The 20162-nt window shown below is 67.5% G+C and carries 23 protein-coding genes and 3 pseudogenes; 16 read left to right on the top strand and 10 right to left on the bottom strand.

The features are described 5' to 3' along the window. Positions 1 to 248: 248 nt before the first annotated feature. From EG812_RS26585 to EG812_RS30345, 4 genes and pseudogenes are all read right to left on the bottom strand, one after another. Positions 249 to 1511 (bottom strand): ATP-binding protein, encoded by a 1263-nt coding sequence (locus EG812_RS26585; protein WP_126713210.1) that lies wholly within the window; start codon positions 1509 to 1511, stop codon positions 249 to 251. Between the two features lie 142 nt (positions 1512 to 1653). Beyond that, positions 1654 to 1845: pseudogene (locus EG812_RS30145) on the bottom strand (hypothetical protein); the annotation flags it as partial. Between the two features lie 59 nt (positions 1846 to 1904). Then, positions 1905 to 2102: pseudogene (locus EG812_RS30350) on the bottom strand (hypothetical protein); the annotation flags it as partial. Continuing rightward, positions 2084 to 2281: pseudogene (locus EG812_RS30345) on the bottom strand (TOTE conflict system archaeo-eukaryotic primase domain-containing protein); the annotation flags it as partial. The pseudogenes EG812_RS30345 and EG812_RS30350, both read right to left, overlap by 19 nt. Between EG812_RS30345 and EG812_RS29145 the strand changes: the two are divergent. From EG812_RS29145 to EG812_RS26555, 5 genes are all read left to right on the top strand, one after another. Next, complete coding sequence (locus EG812_RS29145; RefSeq protein ID WP_158632550.1) at positions 2190 to 2465, top strand: hypothetical protein; 276 nt, start codon at positions 2190 to 2192, stop codon at positions 2463 to 2465. The pseudogene EG812_RS30345 and the gene EG812_RS29145 overlap by 92 nt on opposite strands. Positions 2466 to 2573: 108 nt before the next feature. Next, positions 2574 to 2885, top strand: a complete 312-nt coding sequence (locus tag EG812_RS26570; protein ID WP_126713185.1) for a hypothetical protein — start codon at positions 2574 to 2576, stop codon at positions 2883 to 2885. 6 nt (positions 2886 to 2891) lie between these two features. Continuing rightward, complete coding sequence (locus tag EG812_RS26565; RefSeq protein ID WP_126713184.1) at positions 2892 to 4043, top strand: hypothetical protein; 1152 nt, start codon at positions 2892 to 2894, stop codon at positions 4041 to 4043. Positions 4044 to 4300: 257 nt separating this feature from the next. Beyond that, positions 4301 to 5143 carry an oxidoreductase gene (locus EG812_RS26560; RefSeq protein WP_126713183.1) on the top strand — a complete coding sequence of 281 codons (843 nt, stop codon included), beginning with the start codon at positions 4301 to 4303 and terminating at the stop codon, positions 5141 to 5143. A gap of 14 nt (positions 5144 to 5157) precedes the next feature. Beyond that, positions 5158 to 6042, top strand: coding sequence for a helix-turn-helix domain-containing protein (locus EG812_RS26555; RefSeq protein ID WP_126713182.1), 885 nt, complete (start codon positions 5158 to 5160; stop codon positions 6040 to 6042). 261 nt (positions 6043 to 6303) lie between these two features. Here EG812_RS26555 and EG812_RS26550 read toward each other — a convergent pair whose 3' ends face one another. After that, a complete protein-coding gene (locus tag EG812_RS26550) occupies positions 6304 to 7284 on the bottom strand; it encodes a zinc-dependent alcohol dehydrogenase family protein (RefSeq protein ID WP_126713181.1) in 981 nt (326 codons plus the stop codon). 80 nt (positions 7285 to 7364) lie between these two features. Here EG812_RS26550 and EG812_RS26545 point away from each other — a divergent pair, with 80 nt between their 5' ends. The 4 genes from EG812_RS26545 to EG812_RS26530 all read left to right on the top strand — a co-directional run bounded on the left by EG812_RS26545 (position 7365) and on the right by EG812_RS26530 (position 10882). After that, positions 7365 to 7724: a winged helix-turn-helix transcriptional regulator gene (locus tag EG812_RS26545; RefSeq protein ID WP_013733128.1), complete on the top strand. Its 360-nt coding sequence runs from the start codon at positions 7365 to 7367 to the stop codon at positions 7722 to 7724. Positions 7725 to 8258: 534 nt separating this feature from the next. Beyond that, a complete protein-coding gene (locus EG812_RS26540; RefSeq protein ID WP_126713180.1) occupies positions 8259 to 9350 on the top strand; it encodes a helix-turn-helix domain-containing protein in 1092 nt (363 codons plus the stop codon). 29 nt (positions 9351 to 9379) lie between these two features. Further along, complete coding sequence (locus EG812_RS26535) at positions 9380 to 9895, top strand: PIN domain-containing protein (protein WP_126713179.1); 516 nt, start codon at positions 9380 to 9382, stop codon at positions 9893 to 9895. A gap of 459 nt (positions 9896 to 10354) precedes the next feature. Continuing rightward, entirely contained in the window at positions 10355 to 10882 is a 528-nt protein-coding gene (locus tag EG812_RS26530; RefSeq protein WP_126713178.1) for a hypothetical protein, read from the top strand. Positions 10883 to 10988: 106 nt separating this feature from the next. Here the strand turns inward: EG812_RS26530 and EG812_RS26525 are convergent, their stop codons facing one another. The 3 genes from EG812_RS26525 to EG812_RS26510 all read right to left on the bottom strand — a co-directional run bounded on the left by EG812_RS26525 (position 10989) and on the right by EG812_RS26510 (position 12974). Next, positions 10989 to 11819, bottom strand: coding sequence for a DUF5984 family protein (locus EG812_RS26525; RefSeq protein WP_199743961.1), 831 nt, complete (start codon positions 11817 to 11819; stop codon positions 10989 to 10991). Next, the gene (locus EG812_RS26520) at positions 11816 to 12376 is read right to left on the bottom strand and encodes a hypothetical protein (RefSeq protein WP_126713177.1); all 561 of its coding nucleotides are present in this window, start codon (positions 12374 to 12376) and stop codon (positions 11816 to 11818) included. Before EG812_RS26520 ends, EG812_RS26525 begins: the two co-directional genes overlap by 4 nt. Before the next feature lie 250 nt (positions 12377 to 12626). Continuing rightward, a complete protein-coding gene (locus tag EG812_RS26510; RefSeq protein ID WP_102656224.1) occupies positions 12627 to 12974 on the bottom strand; it encodes a cold shock domain-containing protein in 348 nt (115 codons plus the stop codon). A 67-nt stretch (positions 12975 to 13041) separates the two neighbouring features. Here EG812_RS26510 and EG812_RS26505 point away from each other — a divergent pair, with 67 nt between their 5' ends. Further along, on the top strand, positions 13042 to 13701 hold the full coding sequence (locus EG812_RS26505) for a class I SAM-dependent methyltransferase (RefSeq protein WP_126713176.1): 660 nt from the start codon (positions 13042 to 13044) through the stop codon (positions 13699 to 13701). 215 nt (positions 13702 to 13916) lie between these two features. Here the strand turns inward: EG812_RS26505 and EG812_RS26500 are convergent, their stop codons facing one another. Next, positions 13917 to 14342 carry a winged helix-turn-helix transcriptional regulator gene (locus tag EG812_RS26500; RefSeq protein WP_126713175.1) on the bottom strand — a complete coding sequence of 142 codons (426 nt, stop codon included), beginning with the start codon at positions 14340 to 14342 and terminating at the stop codon, positions 13917 to 13919. Positions 14343 to 14483: 141 nt separating this feature from the next. Between EG812_RS26500 and EG812_RS26495 the strand changes: the two genes are divergently transcribed. Further along, complete coding sequence (locus tag EG812_RS26495) at positions 14484 to 14972, top strand: SRPBCC domain-containing protein (protein ID WP_126713174.1); 489 nt, start codon at positions 14484 to 14486, stop codon at positions 14970 to 14972. Positions 14973 to 15005: 33 nt separating this feature from the next. On the opposite strand, the gene EG812_RS26490 is transcribed toward EG812_RS26495, so the two are convergent. Then, complete coding sequence (locus EG812_RS26490) at positions 15006 to 15785, bottom strand: SDR family NAD(P)-dependent oxidoreductase (protein ID WP_126713173.1); 780 nt, start codon at positions 15783 to 15785, stop codon at positions 15006 to 15008. 125 nt (positions 15786 to 15910) lie between these two features. Here EG812_RS26490 and EG812_RS26485 point away from each other — a divergent pair, with 125 nt between their 5' ends. The 5 genes from EG812_RS26485 (at position 15911) to EG812_RS26465 (ending at position 20054) form a co-directional block, all read left to right on the top strand. Then, positions 15911 to 16591: a TetR/AcrR family transcriptional regulator gene (locus EG812_RS26485; RefSeq protein WP_102656219.1), complete on the top strand. Its 681-nt coding sequence runs from the start codon at positions 15911 to 15913 to the stop codon at positions 16589 to 16591. 147 nt (positions 16592 to 16738) lie between these two features. Then, positions 16739 to 17503 (top strand): hypothetical protein, encoded by a 765-nt coding sequence (locus tag EG812_RS26480; protein WP_126713172.1) that lies wholly within the window; start codon positions 16739 to 16741, stop codon positions 17501 to 17503. Between the two features lie 339 nt (positions 17504 to 17842). Beyond that, positions 17843 to 18250, top strand: a complete 408-nt coding sequence (locus tag EG812_RS26475; RefSeq protein ID WP_013733115.1) for an ArsR/SmtB family transcription factor — start codon at positions 17843 to 17845, stop codon at positions 18248 to 18250. Then, entirely contained in the window at positions 18247 to 18900 is a 654-nt protein-coding gene (locus EG812_RS26470) for an SRPBCC family protein (protein WP_126713171.1), read from the top strand. Before EG812_RS26475 ends, EG812_RS26470 begins: the two co-directional genes overlap by 4 nt. Positions 18901 to 19382: 482 nt before the next feature. Beyond that, positions 19383 to 20054 (top strand): DNA alkylation repair protein, encoded by a 672-nt coding sequence (locus tag EG812_RS26465; RefSeq protein WP_126713170.1) that lies wholly within the window; start codon positions 19383 to 19385, stop codon positions 20052 to 20054. Positions 20055 to 20162: the final 108 nt, after the last annotated feature.

The raw sequence follows: 20162 nt of genomic DNA, 5'->3' as shown, positions 1-20162 counted from the left end.
GGCCCGAGTTCCGGTGCCAGAGACCTGCCACGGCAGACGTACGCCGGCTCTCAAGCCTATCCAGCCGGGCCGCTCTTCTGCCGAGTGCTCGCCGACCTTGCCCTCGGACTGGTCCGCGCGCAGACCGGTCAGTCCCTGGACGACCTGGTCCGGGAACTCGCCCTACTCGTCGCCACCACACCACCGACCTCGCCCGGTTGAGGGCATGCCCACTCCCCTGACGGCTGGGGAGCGGCCTGCGGGTGAGGTCAGTCTGCTGTCGAGGTGGAAACCTGCCATAGGGCGCTGACCGGCATGGCGCGGATTCTGTCGCCGAACGGCAGCGTGGCGGTTCCGGTATAGAGGACGATGCCGACGATGAAGTCGTCGCCGAGGCGGTCGGCGAGTCGGCGTAGGCCGCGGAAGTCGTCGGGTCCGACGGTGCTGGCTGCTTTGACCTCGATCCCGACCACCTGACCAGCTCGGTTCTCGAGCACCGCGTCGACTTCGTACCTGCTCTGGTCGCGGTAGTGAGACAGGTCAACGGACTGCTCGGACCAGGTGAGCTGCCGGGACAACTCGGACAGCACAAATGACTCGAGCAGCGGCCCGAACGGTGCGCCCGGCCGGAGCAGTGCCCGGGCGTCGGTCGCGATTTCGTTGGCGGCGATGCCCGAGTCGACGAAGATCAGCTTCGACGCGGCGGTGGCACGGGTGCCGAGGTTGCGGGACCAGCCGGGAATCCGTTTGATCAGGAAGATCTCTTCCAGGGCTTGGAGGTAGCGGACGATCGTCGGCCGGCTCAGTCCGAGGGCGGACTCGAGGGAGTTCGCGGCGATGATGGTCGCGGACCTGGCCGCGAGGAGGCGTACCAGCCTGCGTAGCTCGCCCTTGTGCTGAATGTCGGACAGCTGCCGCACGTCGCGGTCGATGAGCGCCTGGACATAGGCGTCGAGGAACCGTTGGCGGCGGCGCGGGTCGGTGCGGGCGGTGGCCTCGGGTAGGCCGCCTCGCACGATTCGGGCCGCGTAGTCGGCGCGGGTCACGTCCGACTTGTGTCGCAGGTTCGGGCCGAGCGCGAAGACGGCGTCGATGAATCCGTCCAGGGCTCCGTCGAGTTCGCCTTGGGAAAATGGCCAGAGCTCGACGGTTTCCATCCGACCGGGCAGCGCGTCCGGCGCAGCCACCATGCCGAACAGCCGAGACGATCCGGTGAGCAGGTACCGGCCAGGACGGGGATCCTCGTCGACGGCAGCCTTGATGGCCAACAGGAGCTCCGGAGCGCGCTGGATCTCGTCGATGACCAGGAGTTCGGAGGAGTCCACGAACCCGACCGGATCGGCGATCGCCGCCGCCCGGTCCTGAGCCCGATCAAGATCGCGGCGCTCGGCCAGACGATCGCCGGTAACGAGGCGAACCAGGGTGCTCTTGCCCGCTTGGCGTGCCCCGCTGATCAAGACGACGCGGGTGTCCGCCAGAGCAGCGTTGACCTGCGCGGCGACGCGGCGGGGGATCAGATGCGGTGTGGGCACGGCGTCATCATAACCCGCCACACTTCCGATCTGCGAGGCTATCTGCTTTCGATTTGCGGCGCGACAAACGTTCGATACGCGGCCATTTGATGTTCGATCTGCGGGCCAGACGAACGGGGCGGTTCGTAAAAGAAGTCCACGGCTACGTCGCGTTGCTATGGATCGTGGCGAGTTCGGGAAAGGCGTCCTTCCAGCGTTGGCGAAGCTGGGGTGGCAGCCAGAGGCTGAGCCAGAGCCGCCGGAGGAGGTGCGCATCGAGCCAGGTGTGCAGGTCCTCAACCGTAGCGGCTTCGGTGAGCACCGCCTTGTACATGCTGGCCTGGCGTGCGGTCCGGGCAGCACGTCCTGGTTGGGGAACAATCGATCGCACGAGCGCAGGTCCATCGATCCGCGTAGCACCATCGCCTCACGCAGCAGGACCGTGCCCACGGCCCGCGCGGTGGCTGCGGAAACGGCGCCGGTGAAGTGGGCTCCGCGGCCTGACTGGGATCTCCAACGCGGCCGGCACCGCGTTGGCCCGCCGCCTTCACGTACGCGAGGGCGTCGAGCATCGCCGTCGGCCCGTCGAAGTCGGCCACGACGAAGTGGCAGGTGTTGCCGGGCATCAGTGGGTACAGGCCCATGAACACGTCGCCGACCAGATGCGCCGCGACGACCTCAGCCGTGCGGGGCAGGTGGGTGGCACCGCGCCGGTCCATCCCCTTACGCCAACCGCCGGCGACAGCGGGCATCCACCCGGCAGCGCCGGTACGGGCGTTCTCCCACCGCACGGCGTACACGTCGGCCCGGGCCCTGAACCGGTCGGCGAACAACGCCAGCTTGTCCCGGGTCGGCGAGGCCATGGTGACCAGCCCCGGCGGCTCCACCGGCGCGGACAACTGCTCCGGCGCCGCAGACGTGTCCGCACCGCGCAGCCTGCAGCAGACGCGCCAGCCGGGCGTTCTCCGCCCGTAACCGCTCCACCTCCCGCCGAAGATCGACGAACTCGGCCATCGAACCCATGCGACCATCCTCGCGCATCGGGCTTCAAACGCCGCGACACCGGTCCGCTATCCTCCGCCGATGGCATCGAAGGGGACCGCCGCGCTGCAGGCGATGATCGAGGAAGCCACGGTCGACGCGTACGGCGACGACGAACAGCTCACCGGCCTGTTCACCATGATCGAGGAACATCTGGCGGTGCCGTTCACCACCACCGTCCTCGGCGTCGAGGTCACCGTGCGGACGATCGACCTGACCGCGGACACCATCGTCGCGGTCTGCGCCCGAGGCCACCACCGGCAGCGGATCGGCCTACTCGACCTGCCGCTCCCCACCCCGCCACCGGACGGCGCCGGGTGGATCGACGCCTACCGGCACTGGGCCGGAAGGTAGGCCACGATGAGCGAGTACCAGTACTACGAGTTCACCGCCCTCGACCGGCCCCTCACCGGCCGGGAGCGGGCCGAGTTGCGGTCGCTGTCGACCCGGGCCGACATCACCGCCACCAGCTTCGTCAACACCTATGAGTGGGGCGACTTCAAGGGCGACCCGCGAAAGCTGATGGAACGGTACTTCGACGCGCACCTGTACCTGGCGAACTGGGGCACCCGCCAGCTTATGCTGCGGCTACCGAAACACGTGCTGGACCCCGCCACGGTGGCCCGGTACTGCCAGGGTGACAGCGCGGCCATGTGGACCGCTGGCACGCACATCATCATCGACCTGCATGACGAGGACGAGGACGGCGTCGACGAGTGGGAGCTCGACGGCCACGGTCTGCTCACCTCCATCATCCCGGTCCGGGCCAGCCTCGCCGCGGGCGACCTGCGCCTGCTCTACCTGGCCTGGCTGCGCTGCGTACAGTCCGAGGAGATCGCCGACGACGAGCCCGAACCACCCGTCCCGGCCGGACTGGGCGCCCTCAACGCGCCCCTCACCGCCGCCGCCGAATTCCTGCGCATCGATCCCGACCTGATCGCGGCCGCGGCGGCCGGGTCGACGCCGGCCGCCTCCGGCGAACCGACCGCCGCGCACCTACGCACCTGGGTCGTCGGACTGCCCGCAAGGGACAAGGACGCCATCCTGACCGACCTGATCACCAGCGGCGACAGCCATCTACGCAACCGACTGCTGCGTCGTTACCGCGACGCGCATTCCGCCGAGGCGTCTACCCCGACGGCCGTCCGTACTGCCGGTCAACTGCTCGCCACCGCCGCGCAGTTGCGCGCCGTGCGGGAACGACGGGATGCCGAGCAGCGGGAACGCGAACGGATTCGCCGCGAACGGTCCGCCGCAGCCGCCCGACAACGACACCTCGACACCCTCGCAGTCGACCAACCCGCCGCATGGCAACGGATCGACGAACTCATCGCCACCAAGAAACCCCGCGAGTACGACACCGCCGTTCAACTCCTCGTCGACCTGCGCGACCTCGGCGAACGCGACGGGGACAGCTCATCGTTCCGACACCGGCTGGCCGAGCTACGGGCAATGCACGCCCGCAAGCCCAGCCTGCTCGAACGCCTCAACCTCGCAGGCCTCGACACCTGACCAAGAGGGGCCTGGCCGGCTTCTGAACTCGAAGACGCTACGCCGGCTCTCAAGGCCATCCAGCCGGGCTGCCCGTCTGCCGAGCGCGCACGTCTCTGCTGCACCCGTATTGGCGGGCCGGGTGCCTTGGCCGTTCCTATGCATATCCGTCCCTGGCTGAGCAGTGCGGACCTGGCCAGCATGAAAGGGGTCGCCACACACAGCGAATATCGATCACACGAAGGGACCCATGGTCTCTTCAGTTCAAGGAGCGCTTCATGACTACCTGGTTCATCACCGGCGCCTCGCGCGGTTTCGGCCTGGAGATCACCCGTCAGGCGTTGGATCGCGGCGATACCGTCGTAGCCACCGCCCGCAACCCCGAGGCGGTGTCAGCGGCGTTGCCCGATCACGGTGACCGCCTGCTCGCGGTCGCGCTCGATGTCACCGATGAGGAGCAGGCCCGCGCAGCAGTGTCTTGCGCGGTCGAGGCCTTCGGCGCAATCGACGTTCTCGTCAACAACGCCGGGCGCGGCCTGCTTGGCGCGGTGGAGGAGTCCTCCGATGCCGAAGTTCGCGCGATCTACGACACCAATGTCTTCGGCTTGCTCAACGTCACCCGCGCGGTGCTGCCGGTGATGCGTTCGCAGCGCTCGGGCCGGATCCTCAACGTCAGCTCTCTGGGAGGTTTCAGCAGCTCGGCAGGCTTTGGCATCTACTGCTCGACCAAGTTCGCCGTCGAAGGGATCTCCGAGGCCATGCGCGCCGAACTCGCGGGACTGGGCATCGCCGTGACGTTGGTCGAGCCGGGCTACTTCCGCACCGACTTCCTCGATGACCGGAGCCTACGCACCGAGGGCACCGTGATCGATGACTACGCCGGCACCGCTGGAGCGGTGCGCGGCGCGGTGCCTGGTCTCAATCACGCTCAGCCAGGGGATCCGGTCAAGGGTGCCGCGGCGTTCCTGACCCTCGCTGACGCGGAGAATCCGCCAGTGCGGGCTCAGCTGGGCAGTGACTGCCTTCAGAAGCTGGAGAACAAGATCACCCAGTTGCGGGCGGAGTCGGAGGCGTGGCGGGACCTGGCGCTGTCCACCGATTACGACGACGTCCTGGTCTGAGAAGAGGAGACGCCATGACCGAGCTGGGTGACTATCTGCGATCATGCCGTGCCAAGGTGAGCGCTGAGGCCGCCGGGCTGCCGAGTACCGGTCACCGCCGCGTGCCCGGGCTGCGGCGCGAAGAGCTGGCCATGCTGGCGGGAGTCAGTGTGGATTACATCGTGCGCCTGGAACAGGGCCGCGCGAAGACGGCCTCACCGGAGATCCTTCAGGCGCTGGCGCAGGCACTCGACCTGCGCCCTGACGAGCAGGAATACCTGTTTCGCTGCGCGGCCGACGCCAAAGGCCCCGCAGCACGGGCGAACCCTGCACCGCCCGACGCGCAACGAGTCTCCACCGCCACCCGGGTGCTGCTGGACAGCATGACCGCAGTGCCCGCCCTGGTGCTGGGCCGACGGATGGACATCATCGGCTGGAACACTCTCGGTGCCGCCCTCTTCACAGACTTCAGCGTTCTTGCGCCGCAGCACCGCAACCACATCCGGCTGGCGTTCCTCGACCAGCGAGTACGCAGCCTCTACCGCGACTGGGAGACGGTCGCCAAAGAATGCGTGGCCTACCTCAGGATGGATGCCGGCCGCTACCCGCAGGACCCGGCACTAGCCCGTCTCGTCGGCGAGCTGTCCATGAAGGACGAAGACTTCCGCCACTGGTGGTCCACCCACCGCGTTCGCGCACAACGGTCAGGGCGCAAACATTTCCTCCATCCCACCGCAGGAGAACTCTCGTTGGACTTCCAGGTCCTCGATGTGCGCGGCACGACCGATCAAACCCTGCTCGTCTACACCGCGGAACCGAACTCCGGCTCCGCGCAGGCCCTGGCCTTCCTCAGCGGATGGACCCGGACCACTCGGGAAGAACCCGCGGCAAGGCTCACCTCGCACCACCCCGGGAGCTGACAGGGCCGGGCACGGCGGCAGGAAAATCTCACAGAGTACGCAGACCAACGGCATCCGCACTCGTCACCGGTGCCCGAGCCCTGAGCAGACTGCCGCGGCTGATCTGCAGGGAGCAGATGGGCGCATCGTCGTCCACGAGGTTCCACCGGCCTCGGCCTGTCTGGTCAATGCCACGGGAGCCTCCGTCGTGCCGCTGCCGGCAGACACCAGGCGCCATAAGATGCCGTACCTGACCCGCTGACGCCTACCGCACCTCGCCGATTACGGCGTCACCACGATCTTGCCCGCCGGCGTCCCCTTCTCCAGGTACCGGTGCGCCTCGATGATGTCGTCCAACGGGAACACCCGGTCCACCGTCGGCTGCAGCACGCCGGTGCGGACACCGGCGGCCAGGAACGCGGCGACGCGCCGCGCGGTCTGCGGGTCGACCATGTCCGCGAAACTCATGTAGCGGTGAATGGTCAGCGACGGATTCGCCGGAAAGGATGCCGGCCGCGGGTCCAGCCAGCCCACCGTGGCCAGGGTGCCGCCGAGCTTCGCGGCCAGCGACAGTTCGGCCAGGCCCGGGCCCATGACGGCGTCCAGGATGATGTCGGCGCCCACCCCACCGGTGTGCCGCCGGGTGGCCTCCCCGATGTCCTCCCGGTCGGTGGCGATCACCGCGGCGGCTCCGGCGGCCAACAGGCTCTGCACCTTGGCGCTCTGCCGGGTGACCGCGATCGGCACGGCGCCGATCTGGCGGGCGATCTGGATCGCGGCCCGCCCGACACCGCCCGACGCCGCGGTGATCAGGACCTGGTCCCCCGGCCGCATCCCGGCCCTGTCCACCAGCGCGCCGTAGGCGGTGAAATACGACACCCACAGCGCCGCCGCACCGACGGGCTCCAACCCGGCGGGCCGGGGCACCACCCGGTCGGCCAACAGCGTGGTGTACTCCGCGTACGCGCCCCTGGTCTCGAAGTCAGGTACCGCACCGAGGATGACCGGATCGCCGACGGCCAGTCCGGTCACCCCGGACCCGAGCGCGTCGATCACACCGGTTCCCTCGACGCCCAGCCGCGCATGCGGCAACTGCACGGGCCGCGGGGACTGCCCGGCCCGGACCATCTGGTCGAGCGGGTTGACTGCGAAGGCCTCGATGCGTACGCGCACCTCGCCGGCTGCAGGCTCGACGACCGGCTCGTCGACGACGCGCAGAACGTCCGGACCGCCGGTCTCGTCGAACACGACTACTCGTGGCATGGATGGCTCCTTGTGCTCCTGGTGGGCTTCACCGGAAAACGCTACGGAGCCGATAGGAACCCGCTGGTACCTTTCGATCTGTGCACGACGCCCACGGTCAGGTCTTCCTCGCCGACTGCCCCACCCGCCTGGCCGTCGAGATCATCGCCGAGAAGTGGGCGGTGATCGTGCTGTTCGCCCTCAGCCTGCAACCCCGGCGCCCCGGCGAGCTGGCCCACCTCATCGGCGGCATCTCCCACAAGGTCCTCACCCAGACCCTGCGTCGCCTGCAGGCATACGGCCTGGTCGAACGCCGCGCCTACGCCGAGGCGCCCCCACGCGTCGAGTACAGCCTCACCCCACTCGGGCAGACCCTGGTCGAGCCGATCAAGGTCCTGACCGACTGGGCCCGAGACAACGGCGCCGCCATCGTCGAATTCCAGGAACAGAACGAGCACTGAACCAGCCAACCCACCGAAGAGGTCCAGGCGACGCTGCGCCCCAACGCCTCGCGTGCGCCCTCGCCACGACGAGCTCATTGGCGGACGGATAGGCAACAGCTTCGCGCGGGGTCGCAGGTGCGAAACACGAGCACGACGACGACCTGAGCCTTGGGCTACACGGAGTTGTTCGGCGCCACCACGGCGCAGCTGCTCCTGCGAGGCGGCGCCAGCTCGCGGCTGATGCGTAACGGCGCTGGTTGCCAGACCGGAATATCGTCGGGAAGGCCGGAGGCAGCGCGGTGCTTGTCGGAGCGAAATAGCTGAGCACGACGAGTTGCTCGACGGTGGGCGTGTCGGTCGAGCGTCTGCTGGCCGGTGCCCGTGCTGCCGGATGACGAGCTTCGGCGTCAGGGTCCGCGGCTTCGGATTTGCCCCCGAAGTCGCGAAACGTGCGATGCCCCTGCGGTACCCCTCCGGCGTCAGCCGGATACGCCGAATCCAGGACTTCCCTGTGTTGACCCATTCCGCCGCGGAGTGTGCGATTATCGCACCATGGCTGATGGCTGGGACTGGCCCCTCGTCGGTGAGCAGGTACGACAAGCCCGCCTTTCGTTGGGGATCTCACAGCAGGATCTCGCCACGATGGTGGGGCTAGACCGCACCATGCTGGCCAAGGTTGAGGCCGGCAGCCGCCGTTTGGACGCCCTGGAGCTGGCTAAGCTCTCCAGGGCGCTGAAGGTGTCGATGGAGTACTTGATCCAGCCGCCGCCCACGGTGTTGTCCCGACGGGCGGCGCCGCTGACCGAGGAAACCGACACTGAGGCAGCACGGTCATCGGAACGCCTCGAAATCGCTCTGGTGGAGTGGTTGCACAATGTCCAGCAATTGCTGGACATTGGCGTCCTGCGTGCCCGTCCGCTGCTTCGCTACCCGCATTCGGTGACATCCGAGGACGATGCGCGTCAGACAGCCCGGTGGTTGCGGCAGCGGTTCGATCTCGGCGATGGACCGATCGACAGCATCATGGACGTCTGCGAGCGCGCAGGTCAGTGGGTTCTGGTCACCGACCTGCCAGGCGACGGCGCATCGCTCATCGAGGGCGACATCGCCGTTGCTGTCGTGAGCACCACGGGCGATCCTGGCCGCCGTCGGGCTACCGCTGCCCATGAGTTGGGGCACCTCATCATTGGTGATGAATATTCCGCCGACCTCGGCCTGAGTGCCTCACGTGCACAACGAGAGACGGTGATTGACGCCTTCGCCGCCGAACTGCTGCTGCCCGTGCAAGCGATTGCCGCAGCCCGTGGGACGGTGAGCCGGGATCAGATCGTGAGCTATGCGGCTCGATACCGTACCTCCTGGTTGCTGGCACTGCGGCAGGCTGAGCAGGCAGGGGCCATCGACGCAGAGACCCGTAGGGCCTGGAGCCAGGTTCGGCCGACCCACGCGGAGTTCATGGAGGCGGTGGGCTGGGTACCGCAGCCCGACCTCGAGTCGGTACGGGTATCGCCCACATACGCAAAGGCCGTGATGGGGGCGTTGCGGAACAGGCGAATCACACGTACCAGGGCTTTGGAGTTGATGCATGGCCACATCGCCGAGGCGGACCTACCGCAGGACGACGACCTGGAAATCGCCCCGTGAGTCGCCCACCGCACGTCACCTCCGTCCTTGTGCTCGACACCATGATTCTCAGCCACTTCACTCTCGCTGACCGGCTGGACGTCTTGCAGGATCTGCTGCTCGATGCCGAATGTTGGACGACGCAGGTGGTTCGGGAGGAGTTGCGGGCGGGATCTGAGGATCATCGTGAACTGGCCGTCGCTTGCGAGGCGGACTGGCTGACCACTGCCCAGCTGGACACGCTCGATGAGGTGCGGTGCTTTACCAAATGGGCCGCGCGGCTCGGTTCAGGTGAGCGCGACCTCGGGGAAGCGTCCGTCCTCGCGGCCGCCGAACTGCGGGAAGGCGTGGCCATCACGGACGACAGGAACGCGACGCAGGTCGCCCGTGCCTACGGTGCCCGCGTTCACGGCACCATCTGGCTTCTCGCGGCGGCCTGCCGAGACGGCAAGCAGACCCTGACGGCTGCGGGGAACCTCATTGAGGCATTGAGAGCAACGGGTGCTCGTCTGCCCTGCTCCGGAGCGGAGTTCCCGGACTTCGCCCGTAAGCACAATCTCCTGTAGTCGCTGCTGACAACTACTCGGCTTAACGAAGGGGCAGTGCCTCGTATGCGGCGGCCAGGGTCTTCGCGTGGTCAACCGGAAGCTGCTCTCATCCGACCGGCGCCGCGACGACAACGCTGACCGGCGAAGAAAGGGCGGTAGCTCGCCACGCCGTGGTGCTCGACCGCCGGAGAGCCTGACTCGCCGTTGAAGACGAGGCGTTCGAATCGGCGGTACGCCCGGTCAGGCACGAGCATGCCCACACAGGACCGGTCTGGCCGCCCAGGCCCATCTTCTGCCACGCACCAAAGTGCGGAACGGCGAGCAGCTGATGTTGACGTGCCGACGAACCCTCGCCATCAGCAAGCCCCAGGAGACGTCGGTTTCTACCGCCGGCCGCGTGCCACGGACGGTGACTGCTTCCGAGGCTACCCGGTGTCGGGACGTGCCGATCAACGGGCACACCGTATGGTGTCGGCGATGAGCGAGACCGTTGTCCCGGCCACCCGCAATCGGCGCGGCACCATAGCGTTGGTACTCGCGTGCATCAGCCTCGTGCTGTCGCTGGTCATGTGCTGTGGGGCCGGACTCGTCGCCAGCACCAGCGGAATCGACCTGCTCCCAGTGCAGTCCACGCCGCAGGTCGCCAGCGCCGCTCAGGTGGAAGCGGTCGCTCACGTGACCCTGCCGCCCGGAACCGTGCTCCTTACCGCCGCCTACAGCAACGGCCTGGAAACGGTGCTTTCGGCGAAGTTTCGGATACCCCGAACCGAGCTCGACGTCTTCATCGCCACGGCGAAGTTCACTGCGGCGCCCGTACCCGGGCTACGGGCAGTCGACGCAAAACACAACGTCGGCGGCGGCGACCTGTGGGATCCCGAAACCGCCAAGTCCGTCTCCGGCATCGATGAAGAGCAACCCACTGCCGACGGCACACGTCGAGCCGTCCTGTTCAACCTCGATGCCCCCGACGCGGTGACCGTCTACTTGTACGCCAGCCGCGGCTGAGCCCTGCGGCCATCCTCTTCTGGCCGCTGGCCGCGTGTTGCAGAACGTGATCAGGTCGCTTTGTTCAGCCTGCCGGTACTGCCGGTGAGCGGATGCTGTTCCCCGGTCAGGTGCCCGAAGGATTGCCTGGTCCATGGAGGTGTCGGCCCGTGGGAACGTCACCGAGCAGCAGACGGGCACCTTGGCGGACAGCATTCCAGTCGGTCTTCGGGGCACGGTCGAGGTTCCTGGCAAACCAATGCCGCCGGTCTTCGTGTTCCCGCCGCAGGTCGACGAGGTCGATGTCCACACCAGGTAGCCCACCGCGGTGTTCCAGATCCTCGACCCGCTGCCCCATGGCGTCCATCAGCTCACGGTCGAGGATGTGTACGGCTTCCAGGTAAGCGGTGGTCGGAAGGCTGAGCCGGACTGTGGAGTCGGCGGTGAAGCCGATCTCGCCGTCGTCCTCGTGCCGCCAGTCCAAGGTGATCTCGTCGCGATCGCCGCAGATGGTGCGCCAGAGCCGGAGCGTGGGAGGGTTTCGCAGGTATCCGAAGTCCAGGTGGTGCTCGCCGTGCCATACCGCGGCCGTGACGACCGGATGGTCGGGCACGTCCGCGTTGCCGTCGTCGGGCCGTCTCTCATCCGGTTCTTCCACGAACTCGAGCGGGTCACACGTCCACTGCGCGCGGTGGGAGGCGATGAACGGCTGCAGATCGTCGGGCACCGGCACCAGCACCTCCGGTGTCAGGACGATGAGGTCTTCCCAGAGCCGGGCCAGGTAGTAGTCGACGTAGGGATGCGGGTCGGATAGCCGGGTGCGGCGCAGCAGTTCCTGCCCGCTTGTTTCGAGCCAGTACCAGCCCTCGGTCAGCCCGAACCAGTGCAGGCTCGGCTGGTCGCCGCCCCACGGCGACACCTCGTCCAATGGGTACAGCTCGAACCGGAACCTGATCATTGCGGCAGTACCCGGCGCAGCTCTGGGGTGTTCCTGTCGGCGCGGAGGTTCAGCAGCGAGATGAGGCGGCGGCGGACTCGTGGATCGTCGTTGGTCAGGTATATGTGCAGGCCGATTTCTTGGAAGTCGCGCCGCAGGTCGGTGCACGGATCGTCCTCGACCTCGGCGTCCGCGACGCGGAGGTATGAGCAGTACCAGGCGTCTGCTGCGCCGATGATCTCGTATGTGGTTCCCGTCCGGAGGTATTCGAGAAGCCTCGTCTGAACGCGTCTGCGGCCGAAGGCAGCCAGCGCTGGCCTGATGTGCCGTTGGGTGTGGCTGGGGTCGGGTTCGTAGACGGCGGCGCGCATGAGTGGTTCGAACAGTTCCTCGGGCTGCTGTGGCGCGGCCTCCCGCATGATCATGAGGGCTACGTGGCATTGCCAGTGTCGGCGGACCTTCTGGTTGGTGCGCTCGTCGCCGGACGGTGCGGGCGGGTGCGCAAGGCCGAGCAGGTCAAGAACTTCTATGAGTGCCCGCTCGTACCGGTCGTAACGCTCGAAGCGATCCTCGTCCACGGCCAGGGACTCTACGTGGATACACCCTGGCGGCTCAGCGCGAATCGTTTCAGGCCATGCCGCCGCCACTCCCACGCCAGCTCTCCAGCAGCGTCGTACCCGTGTCCATCAGCAGGGCGTCGAAGTCGAAGATGAGCGCCTTGACCGTCACTGCGGCAGTATCCAATCCCGCCGCCTCGGATCTGCACTGATGGTGCGGTGGCCGATCGACGGGATGCTCGATCATGTGGCCGCTGGGTCGGACAGGTTGTCAGCGCCCGCCGCGCTCGGGTGGTTCGTCAAAGGCCAGTGTCATCGTGCTGTGGTACGCGCGGGACTGGGCACTCTCGCTTTGTTCGTCAAGGGGCTCTGTCTCGGTCGTCCACACCTTTACCGCCCGATACGCGAACCCGTCCTGCGCCACCGGCTCGGCGATGAAGGAGACCCCCTGTCCGGCAGCAAGCTGCCGGTATCCGTTCATGGCGATAGCCGAAAAATGGACCCAACACCCGCCGGGAACCTCGGCCCCATCGATGACACCCCAGCCTTCATCGCCGTGATAGATCCGAACGACTCCTGAGCCTGCCACCCGAATATTCTGCCCGGTGCCCGCGAGCATCGATCAGCTCGGCGGCCTGCGGTAGATTCGCCGCTGCGACGGCCGGCAACGGGGGGGTCAGCGGGGGATGGACGCCAGTACCGAGGAACTGCGGGACGCGCACAACGTGCTGTCGGAGTGGTACGCGGAGAACCTGGTAGGGGTGCTGGAGAGCATGCCGGTCGAACGCGCGATGCTCGACCTGTTCGCCGAGCTGACCTTGACCGTGGGCGCGGAGGTCGCGGACGTGGGCTGCGGCACCGGACGACTTCTTCCGTACCTCGCGGACCGGGGCCTGTCGCCGCGCGGGGTGGATCTGTCGCCAGGGATGGTGGAGGTGGCGCGGCGGGAGCATCCGGGTTTCGGGTATGCGGTCGCCGATCTGCGGGAGCTGCCGTTCGGGGATGCGTCGCTGGCCGGGGTGGTGTGCTGGTATTCGTTGATCTTCCTGGCACCGGACGCCCGGGTACGGGCGTTCGCCGAGCTGGCCCGGGTCGTGCGGCCGGGCGGCTACCTGGTGGCGGCGTTCAAGCACGGCGACGGGACAGGGCATCGCAACAGTCCTGGTAGCCGCGTCGGCAGTCTCGGCATCGACTTCGATCGGTACTGGCTCTCGGCCCGGGAGATGGAGGACCGCTTCACCGCCGCCGGTTTCGCCCTGGTTTTCCAGGGCGAAACCCCACCCGAAGACGCGGAGCCCCGGTACGGGTACATGCTGGTCCGCAAGACCGGCTCCACGAACGCGTAGGGTGCGGATTTGCTGCCGGCCGGGCGCGCGATGCGTGACAGGATGCCGGGGTACGTCGAACGGTCGGTGGGGCCGACGGGCGGATGTCCGCGCCCAAGGGGCCTACGACTCATCTGCGCCCGTACGTCGCGGCGCCGCTCACGGTTTTGCCGATGGCAGTGTGTCTGAGCTCGACTGATGATCGCTGTGCGGCAGTCGTGGGTGATAGGGCGTGGCTACGCGTGGGATGGGGTGGCTGGGTTCTCGGCGGGTGCCTGGTCGAACTCGTGGCGGTTGCGGAGGATGTCGCTCTGGTGGCCACGGACCCAGTGCACGAGTCCGTCCACGGCCTCGCTCAGTGAGCGGCCGAGCGGCGTCAGGGCGTATTCAACCCTCGGGGGCACTTGCGGGTATGCGGTCCTGGTCACCAGCCCGTCGCGGGTGAGGGCGCGCAGCGTCTGGCTGAGCATCCGCTGCGAGATGCCGGTGACCTGCTCGTGCAGCGCGGTGAAGCGCAGTGGTCCGGACGCCAGGACCGTGATGGTCAGCAGCGTCCATTTGTCGCCCACCCGCGCCAGCACGTCGCGGACGAGTTCGATCGTCTGGATGCAGTCCGGCGCGACCCCACGCTGTGCGAGTTCGGTGCCGAGGAGGCTTGTCACAACTCTCTGTTCCTCGTGCGTCAGTAGCTGACTTCAAAGTGCGTATGGGCGAGCCGGACTAAATCCGCCGGCCGCACGTTTCTTACTGATCGTAACGGACGTGCGGCCACCCCTTGGTGGCCGTGACAGCGGGAGGACGGCATGGTCCTACACGACACCTTCACGATCTCGCGGCACCTCGACGTGCCGCCGGGCGAGGTCTTTACCGCGTTCGCCGATACCGCGATCAGACGGGGATGGTTCCGGCTTCCTGGCAGCGGAGCTTCATACGAGCACGACTTCCGGGTGGGCGGAGGCGAGACGGCAAGCAGCACCTTCACCGGGCTGGACACGGCGCCCGAGCGGCTGGAGTACCGGTCGCGGTACATCGACATCGCGGACGCACACCGGATTGTCTACGGCTACGAGGCCATCGTCGACGGCGACCTGCGATGGACCTCACTGGTCACCGTCCGGCTCGACCCAGAGACGGACGGCACCCGTCTGGAATGGACCGAACAGGTGGCATTCCTCAAGTACACGGGGGACGGCAGTACGGACCTGGCGCACCTGCGCGGCGCGAGCGTGCTGCGGCTGAACGGCCTCGACGCGGTGCTGCAATCCGGCCGGCAACGTCAGCAACCGCGGTGATAGTGCCTGCACTCGCCGTGTGGGCTGCGGGGTTCATGCCGCTTCCTTCTGCAGTGCGGGGCCGAGGAGCAGTCCGCCGTCGATGACATACTCGGCACCGGTGATGAACGTCGCGTCCGGCGATGTGAGAAACAACAGCAGCGCAGTGATGTCGGCGGGCTCTCCGAGTCGCGGGACGGCGAACGGCTCGGGCGAGTAGAAGTCGGCGATCGCGGTGTCGCTGCCGGCCGCCGGCTCGGTGATGAACGGGGTGGCGACAACGCCGGGGTGGATGACATTGACGCGGATGTTGTCGCGGCCCAGCTCAAGGGCAGCAGTTCGAGTGAGCCCTCGAACCGCCCACTTGCTGGCGACATAGGGCGCGTAGAAGGCAGTACCGCCGATGCCCATGGTGGAAGCGATGTTGATGATCGTTCCTCCACCCGCGCGCCGCAGCGCTGGTGCGGCTGCCTTGATGCCGAGGAACGTGCCGGTGAGGTTGATGTCGAGGATGCGAGCCCACGTAGCCCGGTCGGTGGACTCGATGAGGGCCGGCGGGTTCTGCACCCCGGCGTTGTTGACCAGGATCGTGAGCGCGCCGAAGGCCTTCTCGGTCTCCGCGACGGCGGCGGCCCACGACTCCTCCTCGGACACGTCGAAGCGGACGAAACGCGCCCGATCTCCCAACTCGGCGGCGAGGCCAGCCCCACGCTCGGCATTTGTGCCACCGATGACGATGTTGGCGCCTTCGGCATGGAAGGCGCGAACGTGGCTGGCCCCCTGCCCACCGGTGCCACCGGTGACGAGAACGGTCTGATCGACGAAGCGGGACATCAGATCCTCCGAGTACGCATGGGGGGCGACACCCGAAACCAGGTGGCGAGTCGAGCGACTCACCTTGCCGAGGCTACGCCCCTGCAGATGGTGAGTCAACCCACTCGCCTCGCTATGATGGGCGCATGACCCCAGTGCCGTCGGCCTATCACCAGCGCGTGGCGGAGGAGAAGCGCGCGCTCATCGTGCAGGCCGCTACTGAGCTTTTCCTCGAATTGGGCTACGACCGGACGTCACTGGCCCGTGTTGCCGACAGTGCTGGCGTGTCAAAAGCAACGTTGTTCAAGCAGTTCCCGACGAAGGCAGCATTGTTCGATGCCATCGTCATCGACTCATGGGCCGAGAACGACGTCGCCGACGTGCCACCCACCGGTGACCTGGCAGCCGGCCTGACGGTTCTGGGACGGCGCTACGCGACACTGGTGAGCCAGCCGGAGATGACCGACCTGTTCCGCATCGTCATCGCCGAACTGCCACGGTTTCCCGAACTGGCCAAGGCGCACTTCTCACAGGGCAAACTGCCGTACTTCGAGACCGTCCGGATCTACCTGGTGGCCGAGCACGACGCGGGAGCCGCAGACATCGCTGACCCGGAGATGGCCGCTACCCAGTTCCTCGGGATGATCTCCAACTACCTGTTCTGGCCGAGCCTTCTGCTGCCGGACTGGACGGTGTCCCCTGCCCGCACGACCGCGGTGGTGGAAGAAGCCGTCCGAACCATGGTTGCCCGGTACGGCACCGATGGTCACCACCGGGACCGCGAGGTCGTTACCGCATCTACCGCAGACGACACGCAGGGCCGCTGAGAAGTCCTGGCAACAGACTCCGCGGCAAGCCGGAGCCTTGCCAGCTGGCAGGTTAGTCCTCAGGTACAGGCGCTCTCCCCGATCCCCGCCAACGGTGTGCCTGGAGACCGTCCTCGACGTCATCGCTCGGTCGGACATCATCGAGGCATGGGCGATCTTCTCATCAATCTGCTGGCGAGCGTCATCGCCGGCACGGCCGTCTGGCTCACGGGGTTCCTGCTGCGTCGGCGCAAGCTGAACCGGGCACGCGCCTTCTTCGGGCTCACCGCCGGGGCGAGTTGTCTGCTGGTGGTGTCCCGGCACGCGTCGTCGCCGCGCGAGTTCAGCGTCCACCGCCGCGACGTCGCCGCGCTGGTGGAACTGGCGACCATCGCCCGGGAATGCGGCGCCCACGCCGACCGGGTCGGCGAGAACCAGCCGACCGGGGAGATCGGCCGGCTGACCGAGTTCTGTGTCGGCGGCCCCGGCGCGAGCCCGCGCAGCGCCACACACGTACGCGCGATCCTCCGTGGCGTGACGTACGAGATCTTCGACGAGGACAAACGCCGGATGTCGTTCACCGTCGGCGGCACCGAGTACGTCTACAGCCCAGAGACCAGCTACGTCCTGCTCGCCCGATTCTGGGGGCCGACCGGCGGGCGCCCGGTCTTCTTCATCGGCGGCCTGACCGCGGGCAGCAACCTCGCCGGCGCCCGATACCTGACCAAACACCACCCCGACCTCGCCCGGACGTTCGGCGCCGACCGGCCGTTCGCGTTGGTGCTGCGCATCATCGAGCCGGCCGCGTACGGCACCGACTTCACCGAACTGATCGCCGACGTGACCGACATCGCGTTCCAGCCGCCTGCACACCCGGACGACGAGCCGACCCCCCAGCCACCGGAGTTGCCGGCCACACACGCCAGCAGCTGAGCCCTCTGCGAAGACCGGAACGACGAGGGCAGCGGGGGGTTGGGCGTCCTGGTCTGCTGCATGTCGGGCATGTCCGTGGTCAGGACTCCCGGGGACGGCATGGTAACCGCAGGCCACGCCCCGACTGGCGACGCCGTCGACCAGCGCGGTCACCAAGCGGGTGGTCCTGGGCCGGCTCGGAAGCGGCCGCTGGAGCAGCGGAGGCTGCGGCGACCTGAAGCCGTCCGCTTCGACCAGGTGGCTGCCTCGTCAGCCGAACGCATGGTGTACGGCGGATCAGCACAGCACCGCATAGTTCAGGCTTGACTTAATTAAGTCCAGACTGGGATAGTTCCCCGGGTGCACGCGTTCGATGTCCTCGGCGACCCGGTCAGGCGCCGAATACTGGAGCTGCTCGCCGACGGCGAACAGGCCGCCGGAACCATCAGCGAGGTGGTCCGGGCAGAGTTCGGCATCTCAGCACCTGCGGTGTCGCAACACCTGCGAGTGCTGAGGGAGTCGGGTTTCGTCACCGTCCGCCCGGACGGTACGCGCCGCCTCTACGCCGTGGAGGCCGCGCCGCTGCAGGAGGTCGACATCTGGCTCGGACGCTTCCGGCAGTTCTGGAGCCAGCGCCTGGACGCGTTGGCCACCGAACTCGCCCGTGGCAAGCGCCAACGCCGCGAACCGCGCGACAACCCTGGAAACCCTGGCGAGACACCGGAACGTCGTCAGGCAGCCGAGTCAGATAGCGAGGAATCGACGTGATCGACATCATCAACCAGGTCAACGCCACCCACCGGGAGATCGGCAACCAGGCGGTTGCCGCTGGCGCAGGGCGATCGCTGCTGCTGCGGCGGGTCTACGACGCCCCGATCGAGGACGTGTGGAGCGCCTGCACCGAACCGGAGCGGCTCAGCCGCTGGCTGGGCCCGATCGAGGGCGACCTGCGGGTCGGCGGCACGTTCCAGCTCAAGGACAACGCCGGCGGCGAGATCCTGCGCTGCGAGGAACCCCGCCTGCTCAAGGTGACCTGGGTCCTCGGCGAGGGCATGTCGACCGAGGTCGAGGTGCGCCTGGCACCCGGCGACGACGGCCGCACCGTCTTTGAGCTGGAACACGCCTCACCCGCCGAGATCGTCGACGAGTTGGTGCGCACCTACGGTCCCGGTGGAACGATCGGAATCGGCGGCGGCTGGGACCTCGCGCTGCTCGGCCTCGACCTCTTCCTGCACGGCGTGAACGTTGACCCTGCCACGTGGGAGGACACGCCCGAGGCGAAGGAGTTCGCCATCCGCAGCTGCCAGGCCTGGGCTCCCGCCATCCAGGCCGCCTGGGGAACCAGCGACGACGACATCGCCGTGGCCGTCGCCTTCGCGGTACAGCACTACGCCCCCGACACCAGAGGCGACAGCTGATGACCCACGATGTCATCACCACCGCCGCCGGCAGGGCGCCCAGCGCCGCCGCCCGGGAGACGAGGCTGCTGCGTCGCCGGACCGCTCTACATCGTCGTGGTCGTCCTGCAGATACTCACCAGGGACGGATTAGACAGCAGCCGGCACCCGGCCAGCATGCTGGGCACCGGCGACCAAGGATGAATCCAGATCGCCAACCTCGTGGTCAGCGGTCTGCTGACCGTGGCGTGTGTGATCGGGCTGCACCGGACCCTTGGCCCGGCGGTGCGGCCGGGCGGTGCCTGGGGACCCACGGATGACCGGTGTTCGGTGGCGCAATGCTCGGCGCGGCCGCCTTCTCCGCCGACCCGCCGACGGCTTCCCACCGGGCACACCGACCGAGCCGTCCGCGCCCGACCCACCGCGAACTCCCACGGACGCGGAGGGCCAGCGGATGGCACCCGCTGCGCGAGTGACCCCCGCATGACGGACAGGAGGCTGAAATGACTGGGACGACAGTGGCCGAGGTGATGGCCGAACTCGCCGCGATCGAGGACCCGAAGACCCGCGAGGTGAACGAAAAACACGGGGACGACCACGGTGTGCACCTCGGCAAGCTGCGCGAGCTCGCGAAGCGACTGAAAACGCAGCAGGCACTCGCGTGCCAACTCTGGAAGACGGACGACACCGCGGCGAGGCTGCTGGCGATCCTGATCTGCCGCCCGAAGGCGTTCGAGCGTGACGAGTTGGACGTCATGTTGCGCGAGGCGCGCACACCCAAGGTGCACGACTGGTTCGTCAACTATGTGGTGAAGAAGAACCCGCACGCCGAAGAGCTGCGTCTGGCCTGGTCCGCCGATCCGGATCCGGTGATCGCGAGTGCCGGCTGGGCGCTGACCACCGAACGCGTAACGAAGAAACCCGAGGGCCTCGACCTCGCAGGACTACTCGATGTCATCGAGGCGGAGATGAAAGACGCCCCGGATCGCCTGCAGTGGGCGATGAACCACTGCCTGGCTCAGATCGGAATCGAGCACGCCGAACAACGTGCCCGTGCGATCGACATCGGCGAGCGCCTGGAGGTACTCAAGGACTACCCGACTCCGCCGAACTGCACGTCTCCGTTCGCGCCCATCTGGATCAGCGAGATGGTGCGCCGACAGCACGACAGGTAGGAACCTCCTGCCCACGCTCCCCCGCTGCCCCTCGGGCACGATCGACAGAAGGTGGCGATCGACGCGAAGCGCAGAGCTCACGCAGGCCACCCATGCAAACCCGCTCAT

Origin of the sequence: Verrucosispora sp. FIM060022 (assembly GCF_003977705.1) — a bacterium.
Classification (GTDB): domain Bacteria; phylum Actinomycetota; class Actinomycetes; order Mycobacteriales; family Micromonosporaceae; genus Micromonospora; species Micromonospora gifhornensis.
Note: the sequence above shows the minus strand (reverse complement) of the source record. Positions and strands in the feature narration are given on the sequence as shown.

What these genes read in the sequence shown, in the direction of transcription:
- EG812_RS26525 (WP_199743961.1), bottom strand. Translation starts at nt 11,819, where the DNA reads ATGATCAGGTTCCGGTTCGAGCTGTACCCATTGGACGAGGTGTCGCCG.
- EG812_RS26465 (WP_126713170.1), top strand. Translation starts at nt 19,383, where the DNA reads ATGACTGGGACGACAGTGGCCGAGGTGATGGCCGAACTCGCCGCGATC.
- EG812_RS26510 (WP_102656224.1), bottom strand. Translation starts at nt 12,974, where the DNA reads ATGCTCGCGGGCACCGGGCAGAATATTCGGGTGGCAGGCTCAGGAGTC.
- EG812_RS26530 (WP_126713178.1), top strand. Translation starts at nt 10,355, where the DNA reads ATGAGCGAGACCGTTGTCCCGGCCACCCGCAATCGGCGCGGCACCATA.
- EG812_RS26490 (WP_126713173.1), bottom strand. Translation starts at nt 15,785, where the DNA reads ATGTCCCGCTTCGTCGATCAGACCGTTCTCGTCACCGGTGGCACCGGT.
- EG812_RS26540 (WP_126713180.1), top strand. Translation starts at nt 8,259, where the DNA reads ATGGCTGATGGCTGGGACTGGCCCCTCGTCGGTGAGCAGGTACGACAA.
- EG812_RS26570 (WP_126713185.1), top strand. Translation starts at nt 2,574, where the DNA reads ATGGCATCGAAGGGGACCGCCGCGCTGCAGGCGATGATCGAGGAAGCC.
- EG812_RS26480 (WP_126713172.1), top strand. Translation starts at nt 16,739, where the DNA reads ATGGGCGATCTTCTCATCAATCTGCTGGCGAGCGTCATCGCCGGCACG.
- EG812_RS26560 (WP_126713183.1), top strand. Translation starts at nt 4,301, where the DNA reads ATGACTACCTGGTTCATCACCGGCGCCTCGCGCGGTTTCGGCCTGGAG.
- EG812_RS26565 (WP_126713184.1), top strand. Translation starts at nt 2,892, where the DNA reads ATGAGCGAGTACCAGTACTACGAGTTCACCGCCCTCGACCGGCCCCTC.
- EG812_RS26505 (WP_126713176.1), top strand. Translation starts at nt 13,042, where the DNA reads ATGGACGCCAGTACCGAGGAACTGCGGGACGCGCACAACGTGCTGTCG.
- EG812_RS26495 (WP_126713174.1), top strand. Translation starts at nt 14,484, where the DNA reads ATGGTCCTACACGACACCTTCACGATCTCGCGGCACCTCGACGTGCCG.
- EG812_RS26550 (WP_126713181.1), bottom strand. Translation starts at nt 7,284, where the DNA reads ATGCCACGAGTAGTCGTGTTCGACGAGACCGGCGGTCCGGACGTTCTG.
- EG812_RS26555 (WP_126713182.1), top strand. Translation starts at nt 5,158, where the DNA reads ATGACCGAGCTGGGTGACTATCTGCGATCATGCCGTGCCAAGGTGAGC.
- EG812_RS26485 (WP_102656219.1), top strand. Translation starts at nt 15,911, where the DNA reads ATGACCCCAGTGCCGTCGGCCTATCACCAGCGCGTGGCGGAGGAGAAG.